The sequence below is a fragment of the Streptomyces sp. NPDC054786 genome, assembly GCF_053611685.1.
This window is the reverse complement of record NZ_JBSHAW010000012.1, coordinates 1-20,844: the sequence shown is the minus strand read 5'-3', so window position 1 is coordinate 20,844 and position 20,844 is coordinate 1. Positions and strand designations below refer to the sequence as shown.

The window sequence follows — 20,844 nt, the reverse complement described above, 5'->3', positions numbered from 1 at the left end:
TGAGCTGACGGACAGCTACGAGTGCTCCGCCCGCCCCTCAGGCCGGCGGGGACGATTCCTCAGGACGGCAGCTGTTCCCGGTACTGCTCCAGAGCCGGGGCGGTCGTCGTCGCCACGAACTCCGTGATCCGGTACTCGCACACCCCGGCGAGGGTGAACGGGTCCTGGGCCACCATCCGCTCGACGGTCGCACGGTCCGGCCCGGCGGCGAGAATCACGCCCCCGTCACGCGGGACCTTACGGCCGGCGGCGATGAAATGCCCGGCGGCGTACTCCTTCTGCAGCCACTCCACGTGCTCCTGAAGGACGGCGTCGACGCGTTCGAGTGGCGCCGTGTAGGTCAGTTCCAGTACGAACATAGCTGCAATATAGACGAGGCATCAGGTGGGCGCGTCACCTACTCCTGGAGAGGAATGCGCAGGCCAGGGGGATGGGCGACGTGCCTCTCCGGCTGATGCGGCGATCCGCTCCGGAAACGTCCCGAGGTCCTGGAGTGCCGCGAACACAAGGGCCAGGACGTCGGGAAGATCAGGCCGTGGACAGGTCCGGGCGGCGCCGCCCGTGCCGCGTCGCGCTCTCGTACGCGTGCCCGGCCCGGAGGACGGCGAGATCCGCGCGCGGCGCACCGACAAACTGCAGCCCCACGGGCAGCCCGCCCGGGGTGAATCCCGCGGGTACCGAAAGGGCGGGTACGCCGAGGACGGAGATGAGGTAGGCGGACCGCATCCAGTCAAGATACGAGTGTGTGGGCCGGCCCGCTACCTCCCGCGGATACTCCAGCTCCGCATCGAACGGCGTCACTTGGCTGACCGGGGCGAGGAGCAGGTCGTACCGGGAGAAGAAGTCCAGTATGCCGAGGTACAGCCGACTGCGGTTCGCGGTGGCCGTGTTGAGGTCGGCCACGCTCAGCCGGCGGCCCTGCTCGATGTTCTGGACGATGCTGGGCTTGAGGGCCTGCCGGTCGGAGTCGAGCAGGTCGCCGAGCGCGAGGTCGAAGCTGTGCGCCCGCAGCGTACGAAAGGTTTCGTCGGCCCCTGTGAGATCCGGGCAGGCGGTGTCGACACGGCAGCCGAGCTCCTCCAGGACCCTCAACTGGGGCTCCAGTACGGCGAGTACGTCCGCGTCGGCGGGAGCGCAGCCCCCGAGATCGGGCGTCCAGGCGACACGCAGGCCGCGCAACGCGCGCTCGAGCGGCACGCGGAACGCCTCGCCGGGGGTCTCCAGACTGATCGGGCAGCGCGGATCCGGACCGGCCATCGCCGACAGCAACAGCGCGGTGTCGGCGACGGTCCGCCCCATCGGGCCGGGGACCGACAGGGTGTCCCAGAGGTTGCCGCCGGGATGCCGGGGGACGCGGCCCGGCGTCGGCCGCAGCCCGACGACATTGCAGAAGGACGCAGGGTTGCGCAGTGAGCCGCCCATGTCACTGCCGTCGGCGAGGGGTTGCAGCCCGGCGGCGAGTGCCGCGGCGGCGCCTCCGCTGCTGCCGCCCGCCGAACGTGTGGTGTCGTACGGATTGCGGGTGGTGCCGAAGACCGGGTTGAAGGTGTGCGAACCGGCGGCGAACTCGGGCACGTTGGTCTTGCCGAGGCGGATGGCGCCGGCCCGCTGCAGCCTGTCGACCAGCAGGTCGTCCTCGTCGGGAATGTGGTCGGCGAAGAGCGGTGAGCCGTGTGTGGTGCGCATTCCGCGGGTGAGGTGAGTGTCCTTGAACGCGATCGGGAGTCCGTGCAGAGGAGGGACGAGGGCGCCCCGGGCGAGGCGTTCGTCGGCGCGCGAGGCCGCGGCGAGCGCGCCCTCGGGGTCGAGGGTGACCAGGGCGTTGACGGCCGGATTGACCTGTTCGACGCGGTCCAGATGAGCCCGTACGACCTCCCGCGCGGAGATGTCGCGGCGGCGCAACCGGGCGGCGAGGTCGATGGCATCGAGTTGGTGGAGCGCGTCGGACATGAAGACCTCTGGAGGTTTCAGGGAAGCGAGCTACCGGTGGCGGTGAACGAGGGGGCCGCTCGGGGCCCGCCCCCGCCCGCTTCGGCGGCACCGACTGCGTGGTCAGCGGGGTCCGGGTTCATGCTCTCCAAGGTACCCAGCGCCACTGACAGTGAGTCGTGAGCCGGTCCGTCCGACCGGCCGGGGCTCGATCACGGGTTCGGTAGCGTGGTCGTCACCATGGACACTCCCGGAATGATCTCCTGCGACGACGAACTGCGGCACTGGCCGGCCGACGAAGACCAGGCGCGCGCCGTCCAGGACCGGTTGCGGCCCTACGTACGGCTCGATGAACCCGGCCCGGAGCCAGGGTTCGAGGGCACTGTCGTCGGGGTGGATGTCGCCTACGACGACACGCGCGATGTCGTCGCCGCTGCCGCCGTCGCGCTGGACGCCCGTACACGCGCCGTCGTCGACGAGGCCACCGCCGTCGGGCAGATCTCCTTCCCGTACGTCCCCGGACTGCTCGCCTTCCGCGAGATTCCCACCGTGCTCGACGCGCTCGCCCGTCTCGCCCGCACCCCTGACCTCGTGGTCTGCGACGGTTACGGGCTGGCGCACCCGCGCCGCTTCGGGCTCGCCAGCCATCTGGGGGTGCTGACCGGGCTGCCCACCATCGGCGTCGCCAAGAACCCCTTCACCTTCCGGTACGAAGCTCCTGGGCCGGACCGCGGCGACACCTCTCCTCTGCTGGACGGCGCCGAGGAGGTGGGACGTGCGCTGCGTACCCAAAAGGGCGTCAAGCCGGTCTTCGTCTCCGTGGGGCACCGCATCGACCTCGACCGCGCCTGCGCGCAGACCCTCCACCTGGCAGCGCACTACCGGCTTCCCGAGACGACCCGGGCCGCGGACTCGCTGTGCCGGAGGGCGCTCGCCGACGCCTGATCCGCGGGGCCGGGGCGACGATCCGCGCGGTCGGGGCGCGGAGCCGGGCTACTCCTGGACGACGCGGAACGTGATGCCCGCATCCTGGAGGCGGCCCGTCAGCGCGTCCCCCATGGCGACCGCGGTCGTCACCTGGCCGGCGGTCTCCGGCAGGTCGTCGAAGGCCAGGCTGAGTGCCGACTCGGCGAGCATCTTCGCCGTCTCCTCGTAGCCGGGGTCACCGCCCGAGACCTCGGTGACCAGGCGTTTGCCGCCGCCGGAGGCGACGAAGCGCACCGTGAACCAGCTGCGCGCGCGCCGCTCGGGGCTCGGCCCGTCGCCCGGCTCCAGACGCCGCGACAACCAGCGCCGCGCGGGCGGCACCTGGGCGAGCGCGCACAGCGCCCCCGCCCCCAGAGCCCCGCCGACGGCGATCGGCAGCCGCCGTACGCCTGCGTAGTGGCGATAGCGGAAGTCGGGTCCATAGCGGTCCAGCGCGGCGGCCGAGCGGGCGATGATCTGTGGGTCGAGGGTCGGCAAGGGCACACCCCAGGTACGCGTTTCACCGCTCCTGAGGGGCGGTCCGAACGGCGCCCGCACCGTACGGCCGGCCGGTCGCGGTTCGGTCCGCTGCCGCTCGCGGGCGGCCCGCACCATGGCGACCGGCCGCGATGCGGCGGTCAGCGCGGAGGCCAGAGTGCCGCCGGAAAATGTCGCGTTGGTGCGGACGAAGCCGTCGATGCGTACGGGGACGCCTTCGGGGAGGAGCCCCACCGTGTAGAGGACCCCCAGGTCGTGCGGGACGGAGTCGAATCCGCCGGCGTGCACGAGGCGGGCACCGGAGGCGCGGGCCGTCGCGTCATGGCGCACGTACATCCGGTCGATGAACTCCGACTCACCGGTCAGATCGACATAGTCGGTGCCGGCCGCGGCGCAGGCGGCGACCAGCGGCTCACCGTGGATCAGATACGGGCCGACGGTCGACACCAGCACCCGGGTACCGGCGGCGAGGGCGCGCAGCGAGTCCGGATCGCCGCTGTCGGCCCGCAGCAGCGGCACGTCGGCACAGGCCGGGTCGATTTTCGTCAGCCGGTCGCGCAGCTGCTCCAGTTTGGCGGTGCTGCGCCCGGCCAGCGCCCAGCGGCAGCCCTCGGGGGCATGTTCGGCCAGATAGGCGGCGGTGAGTGCGCCCGCGAAACCGGTCGCGCCGTAGAGGACGAGGTCGTGGGCCCGTCCGGAGGTGTCCTGCCGTCGCATCGTGCGTCCTCTCGACCGCCCACCGGGCATGGAGTCCGGACTGTAGGCAGGCGCCGTCGCCCCCGTCAACGACCGGTCACGGCCGCCCCCTTGGCCGCTCCGTGGGTGACATGGAGTGTGCCGTGCAGTCTTGACAGGGCGTCGTGGCAGGTCCAGATTCACCGATGGCATCGATGACGTAGGACGTCCAATGTCTGGACTGCCCCGAGCACCCGCCCAGCGGCTGCCCTTCGACGATGCCGCGAACCGAACCGTCCGCCGACTGCTGGAGGAGGCCGGGTAGCTGTGACGACGCGTCCCGCGGACCCCCCTGACCAACGACAGCACTGGTGGCAGGAGATCACCCCCGGCCAGTGGAAGGCGATGTTCGCCGCCTGGATCGGCTATCTCCTCGACGGCTTCGACTTCGTCCTGATCACGCTCGTGCTGACCGAAATCGCCGACGAGTTCCATCTGAGCACCGCCACCGCCGCCTCGCTGATCTCCGGCGCCTTCATCACCCGGTGGCTGGGCGGCGCCGTCCTGGGCGCGATGGGCGACCGTTACGGCCGCAAGGCCGCCATGGTCACCAGCATCCTGCTCTACTCGCTCGGTACCTTCGCCTGCGGCTTCGCCTGGGGCTACACCAGCCTGTTCGTCGCCCGGCTGGTGATCGGTCTGGGCATGGCGGGGGAGTACAGCGCCAGTGTGACGTATGTGCTGGAGAGCTGGCCCGTCCGATGGCGCAACCGCGCCTCCGGATTCCTTATCTCCGGTTATGCGGGCGGTACCGTCCTCGCGGCCGAGCTCTACACATGGGTGGTCCCCCACGGGGGCTGGCGCTGGATGTTCTGGATCGGCGTACTGCCCGTCCTGGTCGCCCTCTGGGTGCGCAGATCGCTGCCGGAGGCCGGTGACTGGCAGCGGCAGATCGGCGCCGCCACCCCTACGGAAGAGGAACGCCCCCATCCCTTCAGGCCGTTGTTCACCGGCCGTATCCGGCCCTGGGTCAACACGGCACTGGCGGCGGCGGCCTCGGCCGCGCTGTTCTGCGTCTTCACGCCCGTCGGCGCGGGATCCGTGCCAGAGCTGTCCGTCGTCGCTGCGCTGTGCCTGACGGCATTCGCCGCGCAGCTCGGGGGCCGTCGCGGGTGGCTGCTGTACGTGGCCCTGATGGCGACGGTGTTCTGCGCCTTCCTCTACAGCTGGCCGATCCAGGCCCTGCTGCCCACCTACCTCAAGACCGACCTCGGCTACGCCCCCGGGCAGGTCGCCGACGTGATGTTCTACGCCGGCTTCGGCACCATGGCGGGCTGCTGGCTGGCGGGCTTCGTCGGTGACCGGCTCGGTACCCGCCGCGCCTATGCGTGCACCCTGCTGGCCTCCCTCGCCTTCGTCTTCCCGGTCTTCGCGGTGCAGGACAGCCTGCCGGCGCTCGGCGTGCTGGTCTTCGGGCTGCTCGCGCTCAGCCAGGGCATCTCCGGCATCCTGCCGAAGTACATCGCCGGTCACTTCCCCACCGCCACCCGCGCGGCCTCTCTGGGCTTCGTCTACAACGTCGGGGCCCTGGGCGGGGCGGTGGCACCCGTCCTCGGAGCCCGTCTGGCCGAAGGCATGTCCCTGGGGCGGGCGCTGGCCGTGCTCACCTTCGGGCTGACGCTCGTGGTCATCATCCTGGTGGGCGGCAACGTCCCGCAGCGGCTGGGCCGGCTCGTGGACCGTCAGGCGCCCGACGACCACCTGGTGCCGGAGGCCGGGGGAGCGGGGGCGCAGCCCGCGGGGACGGCGCCCGGCGCCGCTCCGGAGGAGGTGTCGCCGGAGTCGTCGTAGCGGTGCTGCCACCGGATGTCAGGCCGTACGGGCCCAGGGCCGGGCCATGGCGTAGCGGCCCCGGTGGCCGCTCCGAAGGACAGGGGCGGTGGGCCGCCCGTCCGGCGCGGAGGCCGTTTTCTCACTCCGTACCGTCGTCCTGGCGTCCCAGCGACACCGCCCGCACCCCTGCCAGCTCGGACAGCGTCTCGACCAGCGGGGGTGCGGAAGCGGTCCCCTCCAGACGGAGCAGTACCTCGGCCGGGGCGCCTGGCTCGTCCGTGCCGGTCTCCACCTGGACGTCGGTCATCCGGAAGCCGCTGTCAGTACATAGCTGCCATATCCGCCCCAGCAGTCCGTGCTCCGCGCGGTAGTTGACGCGCAGTTCGATACGGGCCAAGGACGGCCGCGAGGTGATCCGGTCCGACAGCTTCGAGAAGCCGCGGACGACGAGGAAGTGCACCGCCGTCGCGCCGGCGGCCAACAGTGGCAGGCCGCCGCCGCAGGCCATGCCGATGGCGCAGGTCAGCCAGATGGTGGCGGCCGTCGTCAGGCCCCGGACCGCGTCCTTCTTGACGAAGATCAGTCCGCCGCCGATGAAGCCGATCCCCGAGACGACCTGTGCGGCGACCCGGGACGGGTCGAGCGACACGCCGTCCGTACCCAGCAGTGAACCGAAGCCATGGATCGACACCTCCATGAACAGCGCGCTGCCCACCCCGACGAGCGTGTGGGTGCGCAGGCCGGCGCTCTTCTGTCTCGCCTCGCGCTCCAGGCCGATCAGTGAGGACAGGAGCAGTGCTATCGCCAGCTCGGTGAACTGGCGTAGCCCCTGACCGCTGTGGAAGTCGAACAGCGCGGTGGCGAGTTGCGGGGCAGACATGACGGCAATTGTCCCTCGGCCGGCCCGGCGCCCGGCGCTCCGCGGGCCGTTGTCAGTGGTCGCCGTTAGCGTGGAATGCGTTGGGCGGCCCGCGCGTGACGAGCGTGGCGCCGGGCGGCGCCGCGGGCGGTGTCGTACGGGGGACGGATGTGGAGGAGCGCATGGCGAAGGCGGCGGATCCGGCGGGCGTGCGGGAGCGGGTGCGCGCGTTCGCGCTCGGGCTTCCCGGGGCCGTGGAGGAGTTCCCCTGGGGCGAGAGCGTCATCAAGGTCAACAAGAAGGTCTTTGTCTTCCTCGGCGTCGACGACGGCGGCCATCCGCTCGGGGTCACGCTGAAGCTGAAGGATCCCGAGGCGCATGCCCATGCGCTGAGCTCGCCCGGCGCCCAGCCCGCCGGCTACGGCCTGGGCAGGTCCGGATGGGTGCGGGTCCCCCTGGCGGAGCAAGGCGCGCCGCCGGCCGAGCTGCTCTGCGACTGGGCGGAGGAGTCCTATCGCGTCATAGCCCCCAAGAAGCTCATCGCCGAGCTCGACGGGGGATAGCGGCGCAGCGGCAGCAGGCGCGCAAAGGCCCGTGACGGCGATGGCAGTTGAGCATCGTCGGCGCGGGCCTTTTCTGCAGCTGCCACTCGGCACGGGGGGCTTGTGGAAAGTGGAACACGTTCTTAACATCACGAGTGTTACATCAGAAGTGTCACAGTGCGGAAAGGCATGGGGCGCGATGACGGAGTCAGGAAACGGCCCGCTGAGCGGGGTGCGGGTGGTCGAACTCGCGGGCATCGGCCCCGGCCCGTTCGCCGCCATGCTCCTGGCCGACCTCGGCGCCGATGTCGTCCGCGTCGACCGGCCCGGCGGCCCGGGGCTGGGCATCGATCCGGCCTGCGACATCACCAACCGCAACAAACGCTCCGTGCTGGTGGACCTCAAGAGTCCCGACGGGGTGGCGCAGGTCCTCGCACTGGTCGAGCGCGCCGATGTGCTGGTCGAGGGGTACCGTCCCGGGGTGGCCGAGCGGCTGGGGGTGGGCCCCGAGGAGTGCCTGGCGCGCAACCCCCGGCTGGTCTACGGCCGGATGACGGGCTGGGGGCAGCAGGGCCCGCTCGCCGGCACCGCCGGGCACGACATCGGCTATATCGCCATCACGGGTGCCCTGGGCATGATCGGCTCGCCCGACGGCCCGCCCGCCGTCCCCGCCAATCTCCTCGGTGACTACGCCGGCGGTTCCCTCTACCTCGTCATCGGCGTCCTCGCCGCCCTCCAGCACGCCCGCACCGAGGGCGGAACGGGCCAGGTCGTGGACGCCGCCATCGTCGACGGCACGGCTCATCTGACGGCGATGATCCACGGCATGCTGGCGGCCGGCGGCTGGCAGGACCGGCGCGGCGCGAATCTGCTCGACGGCGGGGCGCCCTTCTACGGCGCCTACGAGACCGCCGACGGCGGCTATATGGCGGTCGGCGCGCTGGAGAAGCGGTTCTACGGAGAATTCGTCCGGCTGCTGGGTATCGAGGAGGAGGCTCCCAGCCGCGACGACCTCGCCGCCTGGGGCGAGCTGCGCACCGCCATCGCCGCCCGCTTCCGGACCCGTACCCGCGAGGAGTGGACGGCGGTCTTCGCGGAGTCCGATGCCTGTGTGGCGCCGGTGCTCTCCCTGCGCGAGGCCCCGCAGCACCCGCATCTCGCCGCCCGCGGCACGTTCGTCGAGCACAGCGGGCTCACCCAGCCCGCGCCCGCGCCGCGCTTTTCGCGCACTCCGGGCGCGGTGCGCAGGCCTCCCGCGCAGCCCGGCGCGGACTCCGCGGAGATCGCCCGTGACTGGCAGATCCCCGGCCTCCTCGCCCCGCTCACCGCCGACGCCCCGTCCGCCGGCCCGGGTCGTACCGAGCAGAAGGACACGGCCGGCTGATGGCACCCGCCACCACGCGCCCGTACGCGGCCGGCCCGCGTCAGGCAGCCGAAGAAGTCGCCGCCTTCCTCCCGGGGAAGGCCGGCGAGCTGTGGGGCGGCCCGCTCGCCGAGGGCGCCCGGCGCGATCCCGCGGGGCCGGAGCCCGCCGAGCTGACCGAGACCGTCAAGAACCGGCTCTGAGGAGGGCCCACAGAGATGACCGCGCAGATGAAGCGCCAGATCTTCACCGAGGACCACGAGGCCTTCCGCAAGGTCGTACGGACCTTCCTCGCCAAGGAAGTGACGCCGCATTACGAGCAGTGGGAGAAGGACGGCATCGTCAGCCGGGACGCCTGGCGGGCGGCCGGCAAGCAGGGCCTGCTGGGGATGGCGGTTCCCGAGGAGTACGGCGGGGGCGGACAGCCCGACTTCCGCTACAGCGCGGTGCTGGCCGAGGAATTCACCCGGGCGGGCGCGGCCGGGCTGGCCGTGGGCCTGCACAACGACATCATCGGCCCCTATCTGACGACCCTCGGCACCGAGGAGCAGAAGCGCCGCTGGCTGCCCGGCTTCTGCAGCGGCGAGATCATCACCGCCATCGCGATGACCGAGCCCGGTGCGGGCTCCGACCTGCAGGGCATCCGCACCCACGCCGAGGACGCGGGCGACCACTGGATCCTCAACGGCTCCAAGACCTTCATCTCCAACGGCATCCTCGCCGACCTGGTCATCGTCGTGGCCAGGACGACACCGGAGGGCGGGGCGCACGGCCTGAGCCTGCTGGTCGTCGAGCGTGACACGGCGGGCTTCGAGCGCGGCCGCAACCTCGACAAGATCGGGCAGAAGTCCCAGGACACCGCCGAGCTGTTCTTCCACGACGTACGCGTCCCCAAGGAAAACCTGCTCGGCGAGCTCAACGGCGCATTCGTCCATCTGATGACCCATCTCGCGCAGGAGCGGATGGGCATCGCCGTCGCCGGTATCGCCGCCGCCGAATACCTGCTGGAGATCACCAGCGAGTACGTCAAGGAGCGCGAGGCGTTCGGACGGCCGCTGGCCAAGCTCCAGCACATCCGCTTCGAAATAGCCGAGATGGCCACCGAATGCGCCGTCACCCGCGCGTTCCTCGACCGCTGTATCGCCGACCACTCCGCCGGCGAACTGGACGCGGTGCATGCCTCGATGGCCAAGTGGTGGGCGACCGAACTCCAAAAGCGCGTCGCCGACCGCTGTCTGCAACTGCATGGCGGCTACGGCTATATGGCGGAATACCGCGTGGCCAAGGCCTTCACCGACGGCCGTATCCAGACGATCTACGGAGGGACCACCGAGATCATGAAGGAGATCATCGGTCGCTCCCTGCTCGGCTGACCCCGGACCGGCCCCGGTCCCCACCCGCTGCTCCTGCCTCCACCCTCATGCGAAAGGCTTGTTGAATTGAGTACCGAAGCGTACGTATACGACGCGGTCCGCACCCCGCGCGGCCGCGGCAAGGCCACTGGCGCACTGCACGGCACCAAGCCGATCGACCTGGTCGTCGGCCTGATCCACGAAGTGCGCCGGCGCTTCCCCGGGCTCGACCCGGCCGCCGTCGACGACATCGTGCTCGGTGTCGTCGGACCGGTCGGCGACCAGGGCTCCGACATCGCCCGGATCGCGGCGATCGCCGCGGGGCTGCCCGACACCGTGGCCGGTGTACAGGAGAACCGCTTCTGTGCCTCGGGCCTGGAGGCCGTCAACATGGCCGCCGCCAAGGTGCGTTCGGGCTGGGAGGACCTGGTCCTGGCGGGCGGCGTCGAATCCATGTCGCGGGTCCCGATGGCCTCCGACGGCGGCGCCTGGTTCGCCGACCCGATGACCAACTTCGACACCGGCTTCGTCCCGCAGGGCATCGGCGCCGACCTCATCGCCACGATCGAGGGCTACACCCGCCGGGATGTCGATGAATTCGCCGCGCTCTCCCAGGAGCGCGCCGCCGAGGCCTGGAAGGACGGCCGCTTCGACCGCTCCGTCGTCCCGGTGCGGGACCGCAACGGCCTGGTCGTCCTCGACCACGACGAGCACATGCGTCCCGGCACCACCGCCGACTCCCTGGCCGGTCTCAAGCCGTCCTTCGCCACCATCGGTGAGGCGGGCGGCTTCGACGCGGTCGCCCTGCAGAAGTACCACTGGGTCGAGCAGATCGACCACGTCCACCACGCCGGCAACGCCTCCGGGATCGTGGACGGCGCGGCGCTCGTCGCCATCGGCTCCAAGGAGGTCGGTGAACGCTACGGCCTCACCCCGCGGGCCCGTATCCTCTCCGCGGCGGTCTCCGGCTCCGAGCCGACGATCATGCTCACCGGCCCCGCGCCCGCCAGCCGCAAGGCCCTCGCCAAGGCCGGGCTGACCATCGACGACATCGACCTGGTCGAGATCAACGAGGCCTTCGCCGCCGTCGTGCTGCGCTTCGTCAAGGACATGGGCCTGAGCCTGGACAAGGTCAATGTCAACGGCGGCGCCATCGCCCTGGGGCACCCCCTCGGCGCCACCGGCGCGATGATCCTCGGCACCCTGATCGACGAGCTGGAGCGGCAGGACAAGCGCTACGGCCTGGCCACCCTCTGCGTCGGCGGCGGTATGGGCATCGCCACCGTCATCGAGCGCCTCTGACCCCTCGTCCCACCCACCACGGAGTACGCACCATGAGTGAATCCGCTGCTTTGTCGACCATTCGCTGGGAACAGGACGAGACCGGCATCGTCACCCTGGTCCTGGACGACCCGGACCAGTCCGCCAACACCATGAACAACGCCTTCAAAACCTCCCTCACCGCGGTCGCCGACCGCCTGGAGGCCGAGAAGGACAGCATCCGCGGCATCATCTTCACCTCCGCCAAGAAGACCTTCTTCGCCGGCGGCGACCTGCGCGACCTGATCGCCGTCACTCCCGACAAGGCCCAGCAGGCTTTCGAGTCGGGCAACGGCATCAAGCGCGACCTGCGCCGCATCGAGACCCTCGGCAAGCCCGTGGTGGCCGCGATCAACGGCGCGGCGCTGGGCGGCGGTTACGAGATCGCGCTCGCCTGCCACCACCGCGTCGCCCTCGACACCCCCGGCACCAAGATCGGCCTGCCCGAGGTCACCCTCGGCCTGCTGCCCGCCGCCGGCGGCGTCACCCGTACGGTCCGGCTGCTCGGCATCGCCGACGCACTGCTGAAGGTGCTGCTCCAGGGCACCCAGTACAACGCCACCCGCGCCAAGGACGCCGGGCTGATCCACGACGTCGCCGCCACCCCCGAGGAACTGCTCGCCAAGGCCCGTGCCTTCATCGAGGAGCACCCCGAGTCCCAGCAGCCCTGGGACGTCAAGGGCTACCGCATCCCCGGCGGCACCCCCGCCCAGCCGAAGTTCGCGGCCAACCTCCCGGCGTTCCCCGCCAACCTCAAGAAGCAGCTCAACGGCGCCCCGTACCCCGCCCCGCGCAACATCCTCGCCGCGGCGGTGGAGGGCTCCCAGGTCGACTTCGAGACCGCGCAGACCATCGAGGCGCGCTACTTCGTCGAGCTGGTGACCGGCCAGGTCTCCAAGAACATGATCCAGGCGTTCTTCTTCGACCTGCAGGCCGTCAACTCCGGCGCCAATCGTCCCAAGGACATCACGCCCCGCAAGGTCGAGAAGGTCGCGGTCCTCGGCGCCGGCATGATGGGCGCGGGCATCGCCTACTCCTGTGCCAGGGCCGGGATGCAGGTCGTCCTGAAGGACATCACCGTGGAGGCGGCGCAGAAGGGCAAGGCGTACGCGGAGGGGCTGCTCGACAAGGCGCTCTCCCGGGGCCGTACGACCGAGCAGAAGCGCGACGAGCTGCTGGCGCGCATCACGCCCACCGCCGAGCCGGCCGACCTCGCGGGCTGCGACGCCGTCATCGAGGCGGTCTTCGAGGACGTCGCGCTCAAGCACAAGGTGTTCAAGGAGATCCAGCACATCGTCGGGCCCGACGCGCTGCTGTGCTCCAACACCTCCACCCTGCCCATCACGCTGCTGGCCGAAGGCGTCGAGCGCGACCAGGACTTCATCGGCCTGCACTTCTTCTCGCCGGTCGACAAGATGCCGCTGGTGGAGATCATCAAGGGGGAGCGGACCGGCAACGAGGCGCTGGCCCGGGCCTTCGACCTGGTCCGCCAGATCAAGAAGACCCCGATCGTCGTCAACGACTCGCGTGGTTTCTTCACCTCCCGCGTCATCGGCCACTTCATCAACGAAGGTGTGGCGATGATCGGCGAGGGCCTCGACCCGGTCTCCGTCGAGCAGGCCGCGGCCCAGGCCGGCTACCCGGCCAAGGTGCTGTCCCTGATGGACGAGCTGACCCTCACCCTGCCGCGCAAGATCCGGGAGGAGACCAGGCGAGCGGTCGAGGAGACCGGCGGCAGCTGGCAGCCGCACCCGGCCGACGAGGTCATCGACCGGATGGTCGACGAGTTCGGCCGCCCCGGCCGCAGCGGCGGCGGCGGCTTCTACGAGTACGGCGACGACGGCAAGCGCACCGGTCTGTGGGCCGGCCTGCGCGAGCACTTCACCAAGAAGGACGCCGCGATCCCGTTCCTCGACATGCAGGAGCGGATGCTCTTCTCCGAGGCGCTGGACACCGTCCGCTGCTTCGAGGAGGGCGTGCTCACCTCCGTCGCCGACGCCAACATCGGCTCCATCTTCGGCATCGGCTTCCCGGGCTGGACCGGCGGTGTGATCCAGTACATCAACGGCTACCAGGGTGGGCCGGGGCGGGAGGAACTCGTCGGCCTGCCCGGATTCGTGGCCCGCGCCCGCGAGCTGCAGGAGGCCTATGGAGACCGGTTCGCGCCGTCCGCGCTGCTGGTCGAAAAGGCCGAGAAGGGCGAGAAGTTCAGCGACTGACCGGTCATGGGGGCGGGCCCGGCCGGCCCGCCCCCGTCACCCCTGGGACATGTGGTCCCCCGGACTCGTGTCGCCCTCCTTGCCGAACGACTCCCGCAGCTCCTGCTTCATCGACCGCTGGAAGGCGGTGACCAGTGCCTGCACCACCATCGGCTGCATATGGGCCGAGAGCGACTTCATCCGCGCCAGCTCCTCCTCGTCCGGCCCGCCGTCCCGGTACGGCTCCCATACCTCGTCCTTGAAGAGCCGGCTGAGCTCGCGGGCCGCCGAGCGGGTGTGCTCGATGACGACGGTGCGCGCCGCGATGATGGTCTCCAGCGCGATCGGGACGTCCAGCAGCCGGGCGCCCAGGTGCAGCAGCCCAGGATCGACCTGGAAGACCTGCGGGTCATCGGTCCGTACGAGCACACTCATGGCCGCCAGCCGGTCCAGATCCTCCTCGGTCAGCCCCCGGCCGACCCGCCGCTCCAGCTGGTCCCGGGTGGCGTCCTCCGCCTTGTCCGGAATCCAACTCGCCACCAGCGCCCGGTGGATGGCCAGGTCCTGGGCGCTCAGATCCGGGGGCAGCTGCTCCAGATAGCGTTCGATCGCGGAGAGCGTCAGGCCCTGGTGCTGGAGCTCCTCGATGAGTGCGAGCCGCGAGAGGTGGTCGGGTCCGTAGCGGCCGACCCGGCGCGGACCGATCTCCGGCGGCGGCAGCAGGCCACGCGTGCTGTAGAAGCGGATCGTGCGGACGGTGACGCCGGCGCGGGCGGCCAGTTCGTCGACCGTCAGGTCGGTGGCGGGCTCCATCATGTTCAACAGTATTGCTGTCTCACCACTCCTGTGAAACCTTCTGAACCGTTCTGCCCCTTCTTCACCGCCCAGCGCCGCGGCCGGGCTCCGGGTACGGTCCGCAGTCACGCGTACATCATCGGGAGGCCGCCGTGACCACGACCCTGCGTATGCCCGGTGCGCCGGACGAACTCATCCTCCCTGCCCTGTTGTTGCGCAACGCCCAGGACCACGGAGAACTGCCGGCGCTCTCCTGGCGCGACACCGGCGCCGGCGGCTGGCACACGCTCAGCTGGGCCGAGGTGCGGCGCAGGGTCGCCGAGCTGGCCGCCGGGTATCAATCGCTCGGCGTACGGCGTGGCGAGATCGTCCTCCTGATGATGGGCAACCGCCCCGAGCACTGGCTCAGCGACCTCGCGCTGGTGCACCTCGGAGCGGTTCCGGTGACCGTGTACGGCACGGCGGCGCCCGAACAGATCGCCCATATCGCCCGGCACAGCAGGGCCCGCCTGGCCGTCCTGGAGGGTGTGCGCGAGCTCGTGCGCTGGGAGCCGCTGCTCGACGACACCGCCGCCCGCCTGGACACGCTGGTGATCGTCGAAGGGGAGGGCGCCGGGGCGGACGGCCGACACGAGACCTATGCGGCGCTGGCCGGGCGGGGCGCCGAGCGGTACGCCCCCGCGGCCTTCGAAGAAACCTGGCGGCAGGCGGACGCGGCCGACGCGCTGACCGTCGTCTACACGTCCGGCACCACCGGCGACCCCAAGGGCGTCGTGGTCAGCCATCGCAATGTGCTGCTCAATGCGCTGGCGCTGGAAGCCGTGGTGGAGCTGCCCGATCACGCCGAGCACCTCTGCTACCTCCCCCTTGCGCATATCGCCGAGCGGATGCTCGGGCTCTACCTCCCGGTCTTCCGTGCCTCGCACGTCTACCTCTGCGCGGATCCGGCCGTGGTCGCGCAGACCGCGCGCGAGCTGCATCCGGCGCAGTTCTTCGGTGTACCGCGGGTCTGGGAGAAGCTGGCGGCATCGGTGCGGGCGGTGTGCGCGCAGCTCCCCGAGGAGCGGCGGGCGGCCGTCGACGCGGCGGGCGAGAGTGCCCGCGCGTTCCTCGCGTGCCAGGAGCGCGGCGAGCGCCCGTCCGACGCGCTGGCGGCCGCCTACGCCGAGGCCAGAGCCGAGGTGCTCGACCCGTTGCTGGCGGCGGCCGGCTTCGACCGGCTGGTGTGGGCGGCCAGTGCCGCGGCGCCGATGCCGCCGGAGGTGGTGCGGTTCTGGGCCGGTCTGGGCATCGTGATCATGGATGCCTGGGGGCTGACCGAGACGACGGGGGTGTCCACGACGAACGGGCCGGGTGCCTTCCGGCTGGGCTCGGTCGGCCGCCCGATCGACGGTGTGGAGGTGCGGACGGCGGCGGACGGGGAGATCGAGGTCCGGGGGCGGACGGTGTGTGAAGGGTATCTGCGGGCCGACGGGTCCGTGGAGCCGGCGTCCGACGCCGACGGCTGGTTTGCGACGGGCGATCTCGGCCGGGTCGACGAGGACGGCTTCCTCTGGCTGACCGATCGCAAGAAGGAAATGATCGTGACGTCGACGGGCAGGAACATCTCGCCCGCACTCGTCGAGAACGCCCTCAAGGAGCACCCGCTCATCGGTCAGGCGCTGGTGCACGGCGACGGCCACGCGTATCTGGTCGCGTTGCTGGTCCTGGACGCGGAGCTGGCTCCCGCCTGGGCGGCGCGGCACGGCATCGAGGGGACCCTGCGGGAGCTTGCCGGGCATCCGGAGGTGCGCGCGGAGGCCGAGCGGGCTGTCGCGGCGGCCAACACCCACCTCAATCGGACCGAACAGGTCAAGAAATTCTGGTTGCTGGGCGAGGAGTGGGGTCCGGAATCGGGTGAACTGACGCCTTCCTTGAAACTGCGTCGTCGGGTAATTCGTGACAAATACGGACAAATCTTGGATGCCCTGTACACGCTGTGATCTTGCCCACAGACGGGGGAGCGGTCTTCAGGGAAGGTGTGCCGTCGGCCGTCCGCGCGATCCGCGGGATCGGCAGTCGCTCAAGCGCCTCCCCGAAAGCGAGATGCACCACCAGTGAGCACAGAAACCGTCACCGAGACAGCCCACAGGTCACCTGACGGGGGGAGCGGCGCGCAGCAGGATGCCGGCGACGCGGGCTACAGCAAGGGCCTCAAGGGCCGGCACATCAACATGATCGCCATCGGCGGAGCCATCGGCACCGGCCTGTTCCTGGGCGCCGGTGGCCGTCTGCACTCCGCCGGACCCGCCCTGGCCATTGCCTATGCCGTCTGCGGCCTCTTCGCTTTCTTCGTCGTACGGGCCCTGGGCGAGCTGGTGCTGCACCGCCCGTCGTCGGGTTCGTTCGTCTCCTACGCCCGAGAGTTCCTGGGCGAGAAGGGCGCCTACGTCGCCGGCTGGATGTATGTCGTCAACTGGTCGACGACCGGTATCGCCGACATCACCGCGATCGCGCTCTACACCCACTACTGGAGCCTGTTCACGGATATTCCGCAGTGGGTCATGGCGATGATCGCGCTGGCGGTCGTGCTGACGGTGAACCTGATCTCGGTGAAGATCTTCGGTGAGCTGGAGTTCTGGTTCGCGATCATCAAGGTCGCGGCGCTGGTCGTCTTCATGTTCATCGGCATCTTCCTGCTGGCCACCCAGCACCCGGTCGCCGGGCACACGCCAGGGACGGACCTGCTCACCAGCCACGGCGGCCTCTTCCCGACCGGCCTGCTGCCGGTGGTGATCGTGCTCCAGGGTGTGGTCTTCGCCTACTCCGCGGTGGAGCTGGTCGGTGTGACCGCCGGTGAGACCGGCGAGCCGGAGAAGGTCGTGCCGAAGGCCGTCAACTCCATCATGTGGCGGGTGGGCGTCTTCTACGTCGGCTCGGTGATCCTGCTGGCCATGCTGCTGCCGTGGAACAAGTACACCGGCGGCGAGAGCCCCTTCGTCACGGTGCTGTCCAACGTCGGTGTGCCGGCGGCGGGCGATGTGATGAACCTCGTGGTGCTGACCGCGGCGATGTCCAGCCTGAACTCCGGGCTCTACTCGACCGGCCGCATTCTGCGCTCCATGTCGATGGCGGGCTCCGCGCCCAGGTTCGCCGGCCTGATGAACCGCAACCAGGTGCCGTACGGCGGCATCATGCTCACCTCCGCGGTGTGTGTGCTGGGTGTCGGGCTCAACTACGTCATGCCGGGCGAGGCGTTCGAGATCGTGCTGAACATCGCGGCGCTGGGCATCATCAGCACCTGGTGCACGATCATGGTCTGCCACATGGTGTTCGTGCGGCGGTCGAAGGAGGGCCTGGTCGAGCGCCCGCGCTTCCGGCTTCCCGGCACCCCGGTCACCGATATCGCCACCATCGCCTTCCTGCTCGGTGTCATCGTGCTGATGTGGTTCGACGACGGTGTCGGCCGGCAGACCGTGATGCTGATCCCGGTCCTCGCCGTGGCGCTGGTCGCCGGCTGGTTTGCGGTCCGCGGCCGGGTCAGCCGGATCGCCCAGGAACGCGAGCTGTCGAAGTAGTCCCACGGGGGCGAACGCCTGCGGAATCAAGGGCGGTTGCGGAGGCCGGGAGGCTTCCGTGGCCGCCCTTTCGCGTCAGTGGCAGCGGCGGGCGGCGACGGTCCGGTCTCGCCGCCCGGCCGATTGTCAGTGCCCGCACTTACCGTGGATCCATGACTGAGAACACGGGGATCTCATGCATCGCATCACGGATCTCATACGTCAAGGGGGACGCCACCGCGCCGCAGGGCAAGGGCGTCAAGGTGATCACGCATATCTGCAACGACCTGGGCGGCTGGGGCAAGGGCTTTGTGCTGGCGCTCTCCCGCCGCTGGCCGGAGCCGGAGGCCGCCTACCGCCGGTGGCACCGCGAGCGTGCGCGGAACGACTTCGGGCTGGGCGCGGCACAGTTCGTCCAGGTCGCCGACCGCCTCTGGGTGGCCAATGTCATCGGCCAGCGGGGGATCCGCACGGGCAGCAAGGGCGTCCCGGTGAGGTACGAAGCCATCGACGCCGGCCTCGGCCGGGTCGCGGACCGGGCCCGGGAGCTGGGGGCGTCCGTCCATATGCCGCGGATCGGCTGCGGCCTGGCGGGAGGGACGTGGTCCCGGGTGGAGCCGCTGATATCCGAGCGGCTCAGCCGGCGCGGCATACCGGTGACGGTCTACGACCACTGAACTCCCCACCCGCCGACCGCAGTACGGCAGTGGCTCAGCCGCCGATCAGCGGATAGTGATCGGAGAGATTGGTGTAGGTGTAGTCCTTGCCCCAGCTGGAGACCGTCCAGGGTGCCGACTCCTCCTTGACCACGGTGTTCTGCCATCCGGCGGGCCGGGCGTGGCCGTTGCGGTGCAGGACGTAGTCCAGATCCTCGCGGGCGTCGTTCGGGTAGCGGTCCTTCGCGATGGAGTTTTCCCGGGTGTCGAAGGAGTAGGGGTGGCCCGTGCGGCTGTCGGCGGGCGCCAGGTCGGCATTGCGGAGCAGTGCGTCGTACTCGGCTCCGTGTGAGTCGATGTTCAGATCGCCGGCGACCATCACTTCTTCGTCCGCCGGGATGTTCTTGGCGTCCAGGAAGGCGTCCACCTCCTTGAGCTGCTTGGCGCGGTCCGCGGCCGCCTCCCCCGGCTTGCAGCCCGAGTCGGTGGACTGGGTGTGGGTGCCGACCACATGCACCTTGGTGCCGTTGACGTCCAACACCGCATAGACGAAGCCCTTGTTGGAGAAGTAGTCCGAACCGCAGGCGTCCTTGTAGACGTACTGCTCCTTGCGCAGGACCGGCCACTTGCTCAGCAGCGTTACCCCGCCGTCCTCCGGGGTGACGGCGGAGTAGGCGCCGCCGGTGGCGTCCCAGCCGCTCCTGCTCCGGCCCACCACCGGGGTCTGGTGCGGATACTGCGCCGCGGCCGCGGCTTTCAGCGCCTCGGAGGAGGAATTGTCGAATGCTTCCTGGAGCACCACGACGTCATTGCCCTGGAAGAAGCCGGCGGCCGTGATCGCCTGGGCGCGGTGGTCCTGGCCCCAGTTGGGGTAGAGGTTCTTGCTCATGAGGAAGGTGTTGTAGCTGAGCACCTTCAGACGGGGGGTGGTGGCGGCCGACGCGGACGGGGCGGCAGCGGCCGCGGTGACAGCGGCGAGGGCCGTGGCGATTGCGGCGATCCGGGACGTGCGCAACGCTGAGTGCGACACTGAATCTCCCTATGGGGGTGGGGACTTGATCCGGTGACGCTCATCCAATCAGCTGTGGTTACTTCCAGGTAACCTCCTGGGGGGTGCGAGATGGACAGGCCGAAGTTCTTGCCGGCGACGCCGCGCCGGTCTTCGCGGGCGCCGCCCTGGCCGGAGCGCCCGAACGATCCGGCCGGCGGACGCATTGCCCGCGTTCGCGGTCATGATCGACCCTGCCGCCGAGGGTTTCGGGGCGGGCCGGGGTGTGCGGGTGCCGGGGGAGCGCTGGTCGGACGCCGGGACCTGCCCAGAGCCGGGCGGATCACCGCGGCGCCGTGCTTCGCGGACGGGAGCGGATACCGGTCCGGACCACCCCCGCATCCGTCGACCGCCGGAGGCGCCGTATCATGATTAATGACATGAATACGGTAAAAAATGACCCAAACCCCCCGCCGGTCGGAGGTGTGCTCTGGTCGATGGTCGGGGACATCCGCATGCTGCTGACGCTGCCGCCCGCGCTGACCATGCAGGTCGCACACCCGGCCGTGGGCGCCGGTGTGGACGAGCACTCCGTGTTCCGTACGGACCCGTGGGGTCGCGGGGAGCGGTCGCTGACCTCGCTGCAGCTGTGGGTGTACGGAGGCGAGGGCGCTGCCGCGGAGGGGCGCCGGCTGCGGCAGCTGCACAAGACCATCCAGGGCACCGACGCACACGGCCGCAAGTACCACGCGCTCACCCCCGCCTACTACGCCTGGGTGCATGCCACCGGCTACCCGGTCTTCCGGCACGCGCAGCACTATCTCGGCCGCCCCTTCACCGAGGCGCAGGAGCGGCAGCTGTATGCGGAGTGGCTCCAGGTCGGCCGGATCCTGGGCATCCACGACCGCGATATGCCGCAGACCGTCGAGGAGTTCTGGCCATACTACCAGAAGGTCCTCGACAACGAACTCGAAGAGACCGTCGTGGTACAGGAGTTGGTGGCGACGGACCCGGCGCTGCCGGTCCCGGACCGCGGCCCGCGGTGGGTGCGGCTGCTCCTCCGGCTGACCTGGCCGTGGCTGTGCCCGCGGTTCGCCCGCTTCCGGCGCTTCATCACGATCGGGCTGATGCCGCCGGAGGCCCGGCGCGCCATCGGCCTGGAATGGACGGACGCAGAGGAGCGCCGGCTGCGCCGCTTCGGGCGGATCGTCCGCGCCGTGGTCCCGGTGCTGCCGGAGCGACTGCGCTTCTTCCCGATCGCGCGCCGGGCGCGCCGGGCGGCGCGCGGGCAGGCGGAACGAAGGCGGCCGGAGCCGGGGTGATCACCCCGGCTC

General features: G+C 70.4%; 18 protein-coding genes. 12 read left to right on the top strand and 6 right to left on the bottom strand.

The window, feature by feature from the left end; genetic code table 11:
- Positions 1 to 59: 59 nt before the first annotated feature.
- Together ACWGI6_RS12410 and ACWGI6_RS12405 are read right to left on the bottom strand one after the other, a co-directional pair.
- Positions 60 to 359, bottom strand: a complete 300-nt coding sequence (locus tag ACWGI6_RS12410; RefSeq protein WP_453267442.1) for a YciI family protein — start codon at positions 357 to 359, stop codon at positions 60 to 62.
- A gap of 169 nt (positions 360 to 528) precedes the next feature.
- Entirely contained in the window at positions 529 to 1,950 is a 1,422-nt protein-coding gene (locus ACWGI6_RS12405; RefSeq protein ID WP_453267441.1) for an amidase, read from the bottom strand.
- Between the two features lie 219 nt (positions 1,951 to 2,169).
- Between ACWGI6_RS12405 and ACWGI6_RS12400 the strand changes: the two genes are divergently transcribed.
- On the top strand, positions 2,170 to 2,874 hold the full coding sequence (locus tag ACWGI6_RS12400; protein ID WP_453267440.1) for an endonuclease V: 705 nt from the start codon (positions 2,170 to 2,172) through the stop codon (positions 2,872 to 2,874).
- A 48-nt stretch (positions 2,875 to 2,922) separates the two neighbouring features.
- Here ACWGI6_RS12400 and ACWGI6_RS12395 read toward each other — a convergent pair whose 3' ends face one another.
- Positions 2,923 to 4,110, bottom strand: coding sequence for a saccharopine dehydrogenase family protein (locus tag ACWGI6_RS12395; protein WP_453267439.1), 1,188 nt, complete (start codon positions 4,108 to 4,110; stop codon positions 2,923 to 2,925).
- Between the two features lie 285 nt (positions 4,111 to 4,395).
- Between ACWGI6_RS12395 and ACWGI6_RS12390 the strand changes: the two genes are divergently transcribed.
- Positions 4,396 to 5,919, top strand: a complete 1,524-nt coding sequence (locus ACWGI6_RS12390) for a sialate:H+ symport family MFS transporter (protein ID WP_453267438.1) — start codon at positions 4,396 to 4,398, stop codon at positions 5,917 to 5,919.
- A 121-nt stretch (positions 5,920 to 6,040) separates the two neighbouring features.
- Here ACWGI6_RS12390 and ACWGI6_RS12385 read toward each other — a convergent pair whose 3' ends face one another.
- On the bottom strand, positions 6,041 to 6,781 hold the full coding sequence (locus tag ACWGI6_RS12385) for an MgtC/SapB family protein (RefSeq protein WP_453267437.1): 741 nt from the start codon (positions 6,779 to 6,781) through the stop codon (positions 6,041 to 6,043).
- A gap of 161 nt (positions 6,782 to 6,942) precedes the next feature.
- Between ACWGI6_RS12385 and ACWGI6_RS12380 the strand changes: the two genes are divergently transcribed.
- The 6 genes from ACWGI6_RS12380 (at position 6,943) to ACWGI6_RS12355 (ending at position 13,556) form a co-directional block, all read left to right on the top strand.
- Positions 6,943 to 7,323 (top strand): MmcQ/YjbR family DNA-binding protein, encoded by a 381-nt coding sequence (locus ACWGI6_RS12380; protein WP_453267549.1) that lies wholly within the window; start codon positions 6,943 to 6,945, stop codon positions 7,321 to 7,323.
- A gap of 178 nt (positions 7,324 to 7,501) precedes the next feature.
- On the top strand, positions 7,502 to 8,686 hold the full coding sequence (locus ACWGI6_RS12375; RefSeq protein ID WP_453267436.1) for a CaiB/BaiF CoA transferase family protein: 1,185 nt from the start codon (positions 7,502 to 7,504) through the stop codon (positions 8,684 to 8,686).
- On the top strand, positions 8,686 to 8,868 hold the full coding sequence (locus ACWGI6_RS12370; protein ID WP_453267435.1) for a hypothetical protein: 183 nt from the start codon (positions 8,686 to 8,688) through the stop codon (positions 8,866 to 8,868). Before ACWGI6_RS12375 ends, ACWGI6_RS12370 begins: the two co-directional genes overlap by 1 nt.
- A 27-nt stretch (positions 8,869 to 8,895) precedes the next feature.
- A complete protein-coding gene (locus ACWGI6_RS12365; protein ID WP_453267548.1) occupies positions 8,896 to 10,038 on the top strand; it encodes an acyl-CoA dehydrogenase family protein in 1,143 nt (380 codons plus the stop codon).
- Between the two features lie 66 nt (positions 10,039 to 10,104).
- The gene (locus tag ACWGI6_RS12360) at positions 10,105 to 11,319 is read left to right on the top strand and encodes an acetyl-CoA C-acetyltransferase (protein WP_453267434.1); all 1,215 of its coding nucleotides are present in this window, start codon (positions 10,105 to 10,107) and stop codon (positions 11,317 to 11,319) included.
- A gap of 32 nt (positions 11,320 to 11,351) precedes the next feature.
- Complete coding sequence (locus ACWGI6_RS12355; RefSeq protein WP_453267433.1) at positions 11,352 to 13,556, top strand: 3-hydroxyacyl-CoA dehydrogenase NAD-binding domain-containing protein; 2,205 nt, start codon at positions 11,352 to 11,354, stop codon at positions 13,554 to 13,556.
- A 36-nt stretch (positions 13,557 to 13,592) separates the two neighbouring features.
- Here the strand turns inward: ACWGI6_RS12355 and ACWGI6_RS12350 are convergent, their stop codons facing one another.
- Positions 13,593 to 14,351, bottom strand: a complete 759-nt coding sequence (locus tag ACWGI6_RS12350) for a MerR family transcriptional regulator (RefSeq protein ID WP_453267432.1) — start codon at positions 14,349 to 14,351, stop codon at positions 13,593 to 13,595.
- A gap of 131 nt (positions 14,352 to 14,482) precedes the next feature.
- Here ACWGI6_RS12350 and ACWGI6_RS12345 point away from each other — a divergent pair, with 131 nt between their 5' ends.
- The 3 genes from ACWGI6_RS12345 (at position 14,483) to ACWGI6_RS12335 (ending at position 18,543) form a co-directional block, all read left to right on the top strand.
- Positions 14,483 to 16,312: an AMP-dependent synthetase/ligase gene (locus tag ACWGI6_RS12345; protein WP_453267431.1), complete on the top strand. Its 1,830-nt coding sequence runs from the start codon at positions 14,483 to 14,485 to the stop codon at positions 16,310 to 16,312.
- 114 nt (positions 16,313 to 16,426) lie between these two features.
- Entirely contained in the window at positions 16,427 to 17,887 is a 1,461-nt protein-coding gene (locus tag ACWGI6_RS12340; RefSeq protein ID WP_453267430.1) for an amino acid permease, read from the top strand.
- Between the two features lie 152 nt (positions 17,888 to 18,039).
- Positions 18,040 to 18,543 carry a macro domain-containing protein gene (locus tag ACWGI6_RS12335; protein WP_453267429.1) on the top strand — a complete coding sequence of 168 codons (504 nt, stop codon included), beginning with the start codon at positions 18,040 to 18,042 and terminating at the stop codon, positions 18,541 to 18,543.
- 34 nt (positions 18,544 to 18,577) lie between these two features.
- On the opposite strand, the gene sph is transcribed toward ACWGI6_RS12335, so the two are convergent.
- Positions 18,578 to 19,552 carry a sphingomyelin phosphodiesterase gene (sph, locus tag ACWGI6_RS12330; protein ID WP_453267428.1) on the bottom strand — a complete coding sequence of 325 codons (975 nt, stop codon included), beginning with the start codon at positions 19,550 to 19,552 and terminating at the stop codon, positions 18,578 to 18,580.
- 398 nt (positions 19,553 to 19,950) lie between these two features.
- Between sph and ACWGI6_RS12325 the strand changes: the two genes are divergently transcribed.
- On the top strand, positions 19,951 to 20,832 hold the full coding sequence (locus ACWGI6_RS12325; protein WP_453267427.1) for an oxygenase MpaB family protein: 882 nt from the start codon (positions 19,951 to 19,953) through the stop codon (positions 20,830 to 20,832).
- Positions 20,833 to 20,844 lie beyond the last annotated feature (12 nt).

What these genes read in the sequence shown, in the direction of transcription:
- ACWGI6_RS12370 (WP_453267435.1), top strand. Translation starts at nt 8,686, where the DNA reads ATGGCACCCGCCACCACGCGCCCGTACGCGGCCGGCCCGCGTCAGGCA.
- ACWGI6_RS12380 (WP_453267549.1), top strand. Translation starts at nt 6,943, where the DNA reads ATGGCGAAGGCGGCGGATCCGGCGGGCGTGCGGGAGCGGGTGCGCGCG.
- ACWGI6_RS12365 (WP_453267548.1), top strand. Translation starts at nt 8,896, where the DNA reads ATGAAGCGCCAGATCTTCACCGAGGACCACGAGGCCTTCCGCAAGGTC.
- ACWGI6_RS12325 (WP_453267427.1), top strand. Translation starts at nt 19,951, where the DNA reads ATGAATACGGTAAAAAATGACCCAAACCCCCCGCCGGTCGGAGGTGTG.
- ACWGI6_RS12400 (WP_453267440.1), top strand. Translation starts at nt 2,170, where the DNA reads ATGGACACTCCCGGAATGATCTCCTGCGACGACGAACTGCGGCACTGG.
- ACWGI6_RS12405 (WP_453267441.1), bottom strand. Translation starts at nt 1,950, where the DNA reads ATGTCCGACGCGCTCCACCAACTCGATGCCATCGACCTCGCCGCCCGG.
- ACWGI6_RS12335 (WP_453267429.1), top strand. Translation starts at nt 18,040, where the DNA reads ATGACTGAGAACACGGGGATCTCATGCATCGCATCACGGATCTCATAC.
- ACWGI6_RS12355 (WP_453267433.1), top strand. Translation starts at nt 11,352, where the DNA reads ATGAGTGAATCCGCTGCTTTGTCGACCATTCGCTGGGAACAGGACGAG.
- ACWGI6_RS12350 (WP_453267432.1), bottom strand. Translation starts at nt 14,351, where the DNA reads ATGATGGAGCCCGCCACCGACCTGACGGTCGACGAACTGGCCGCCCGC.
- ACWGI6_RS12395 (WP_453267439.1), bottom strand. Translation starts at nt 4,110, where the DNA reads ATGCGACGGCAGGACACCTCCGGACGGGCCCACGACCTCGTCCTCTAC.
- ACWGI6_RS12410 (WP_453267442.1), bottom strand. Translation starts at nt 359, where the DNA reads ATGTTCGTACTGGAACTGACCTACACGGCGCCACTCGAACGCGTCGAC.
- ACWGI6_RS12385 (WP_453267437.1), bottom strand. Translation starts at nt 6,781, where the DNA reads ATGTCTGCCCCGCAACTCGCCACCGCGCTGTTCGACTTCCACAGCGGT.
- ACWGI6_RS12375 (WP_453267436.1), top strand. Translation starts at nt 7,502, where the DNA reads ATGACGGAGTCAGGAAACGGCCCGCTGAGCGGGGTGCGGGTGGTCGAA.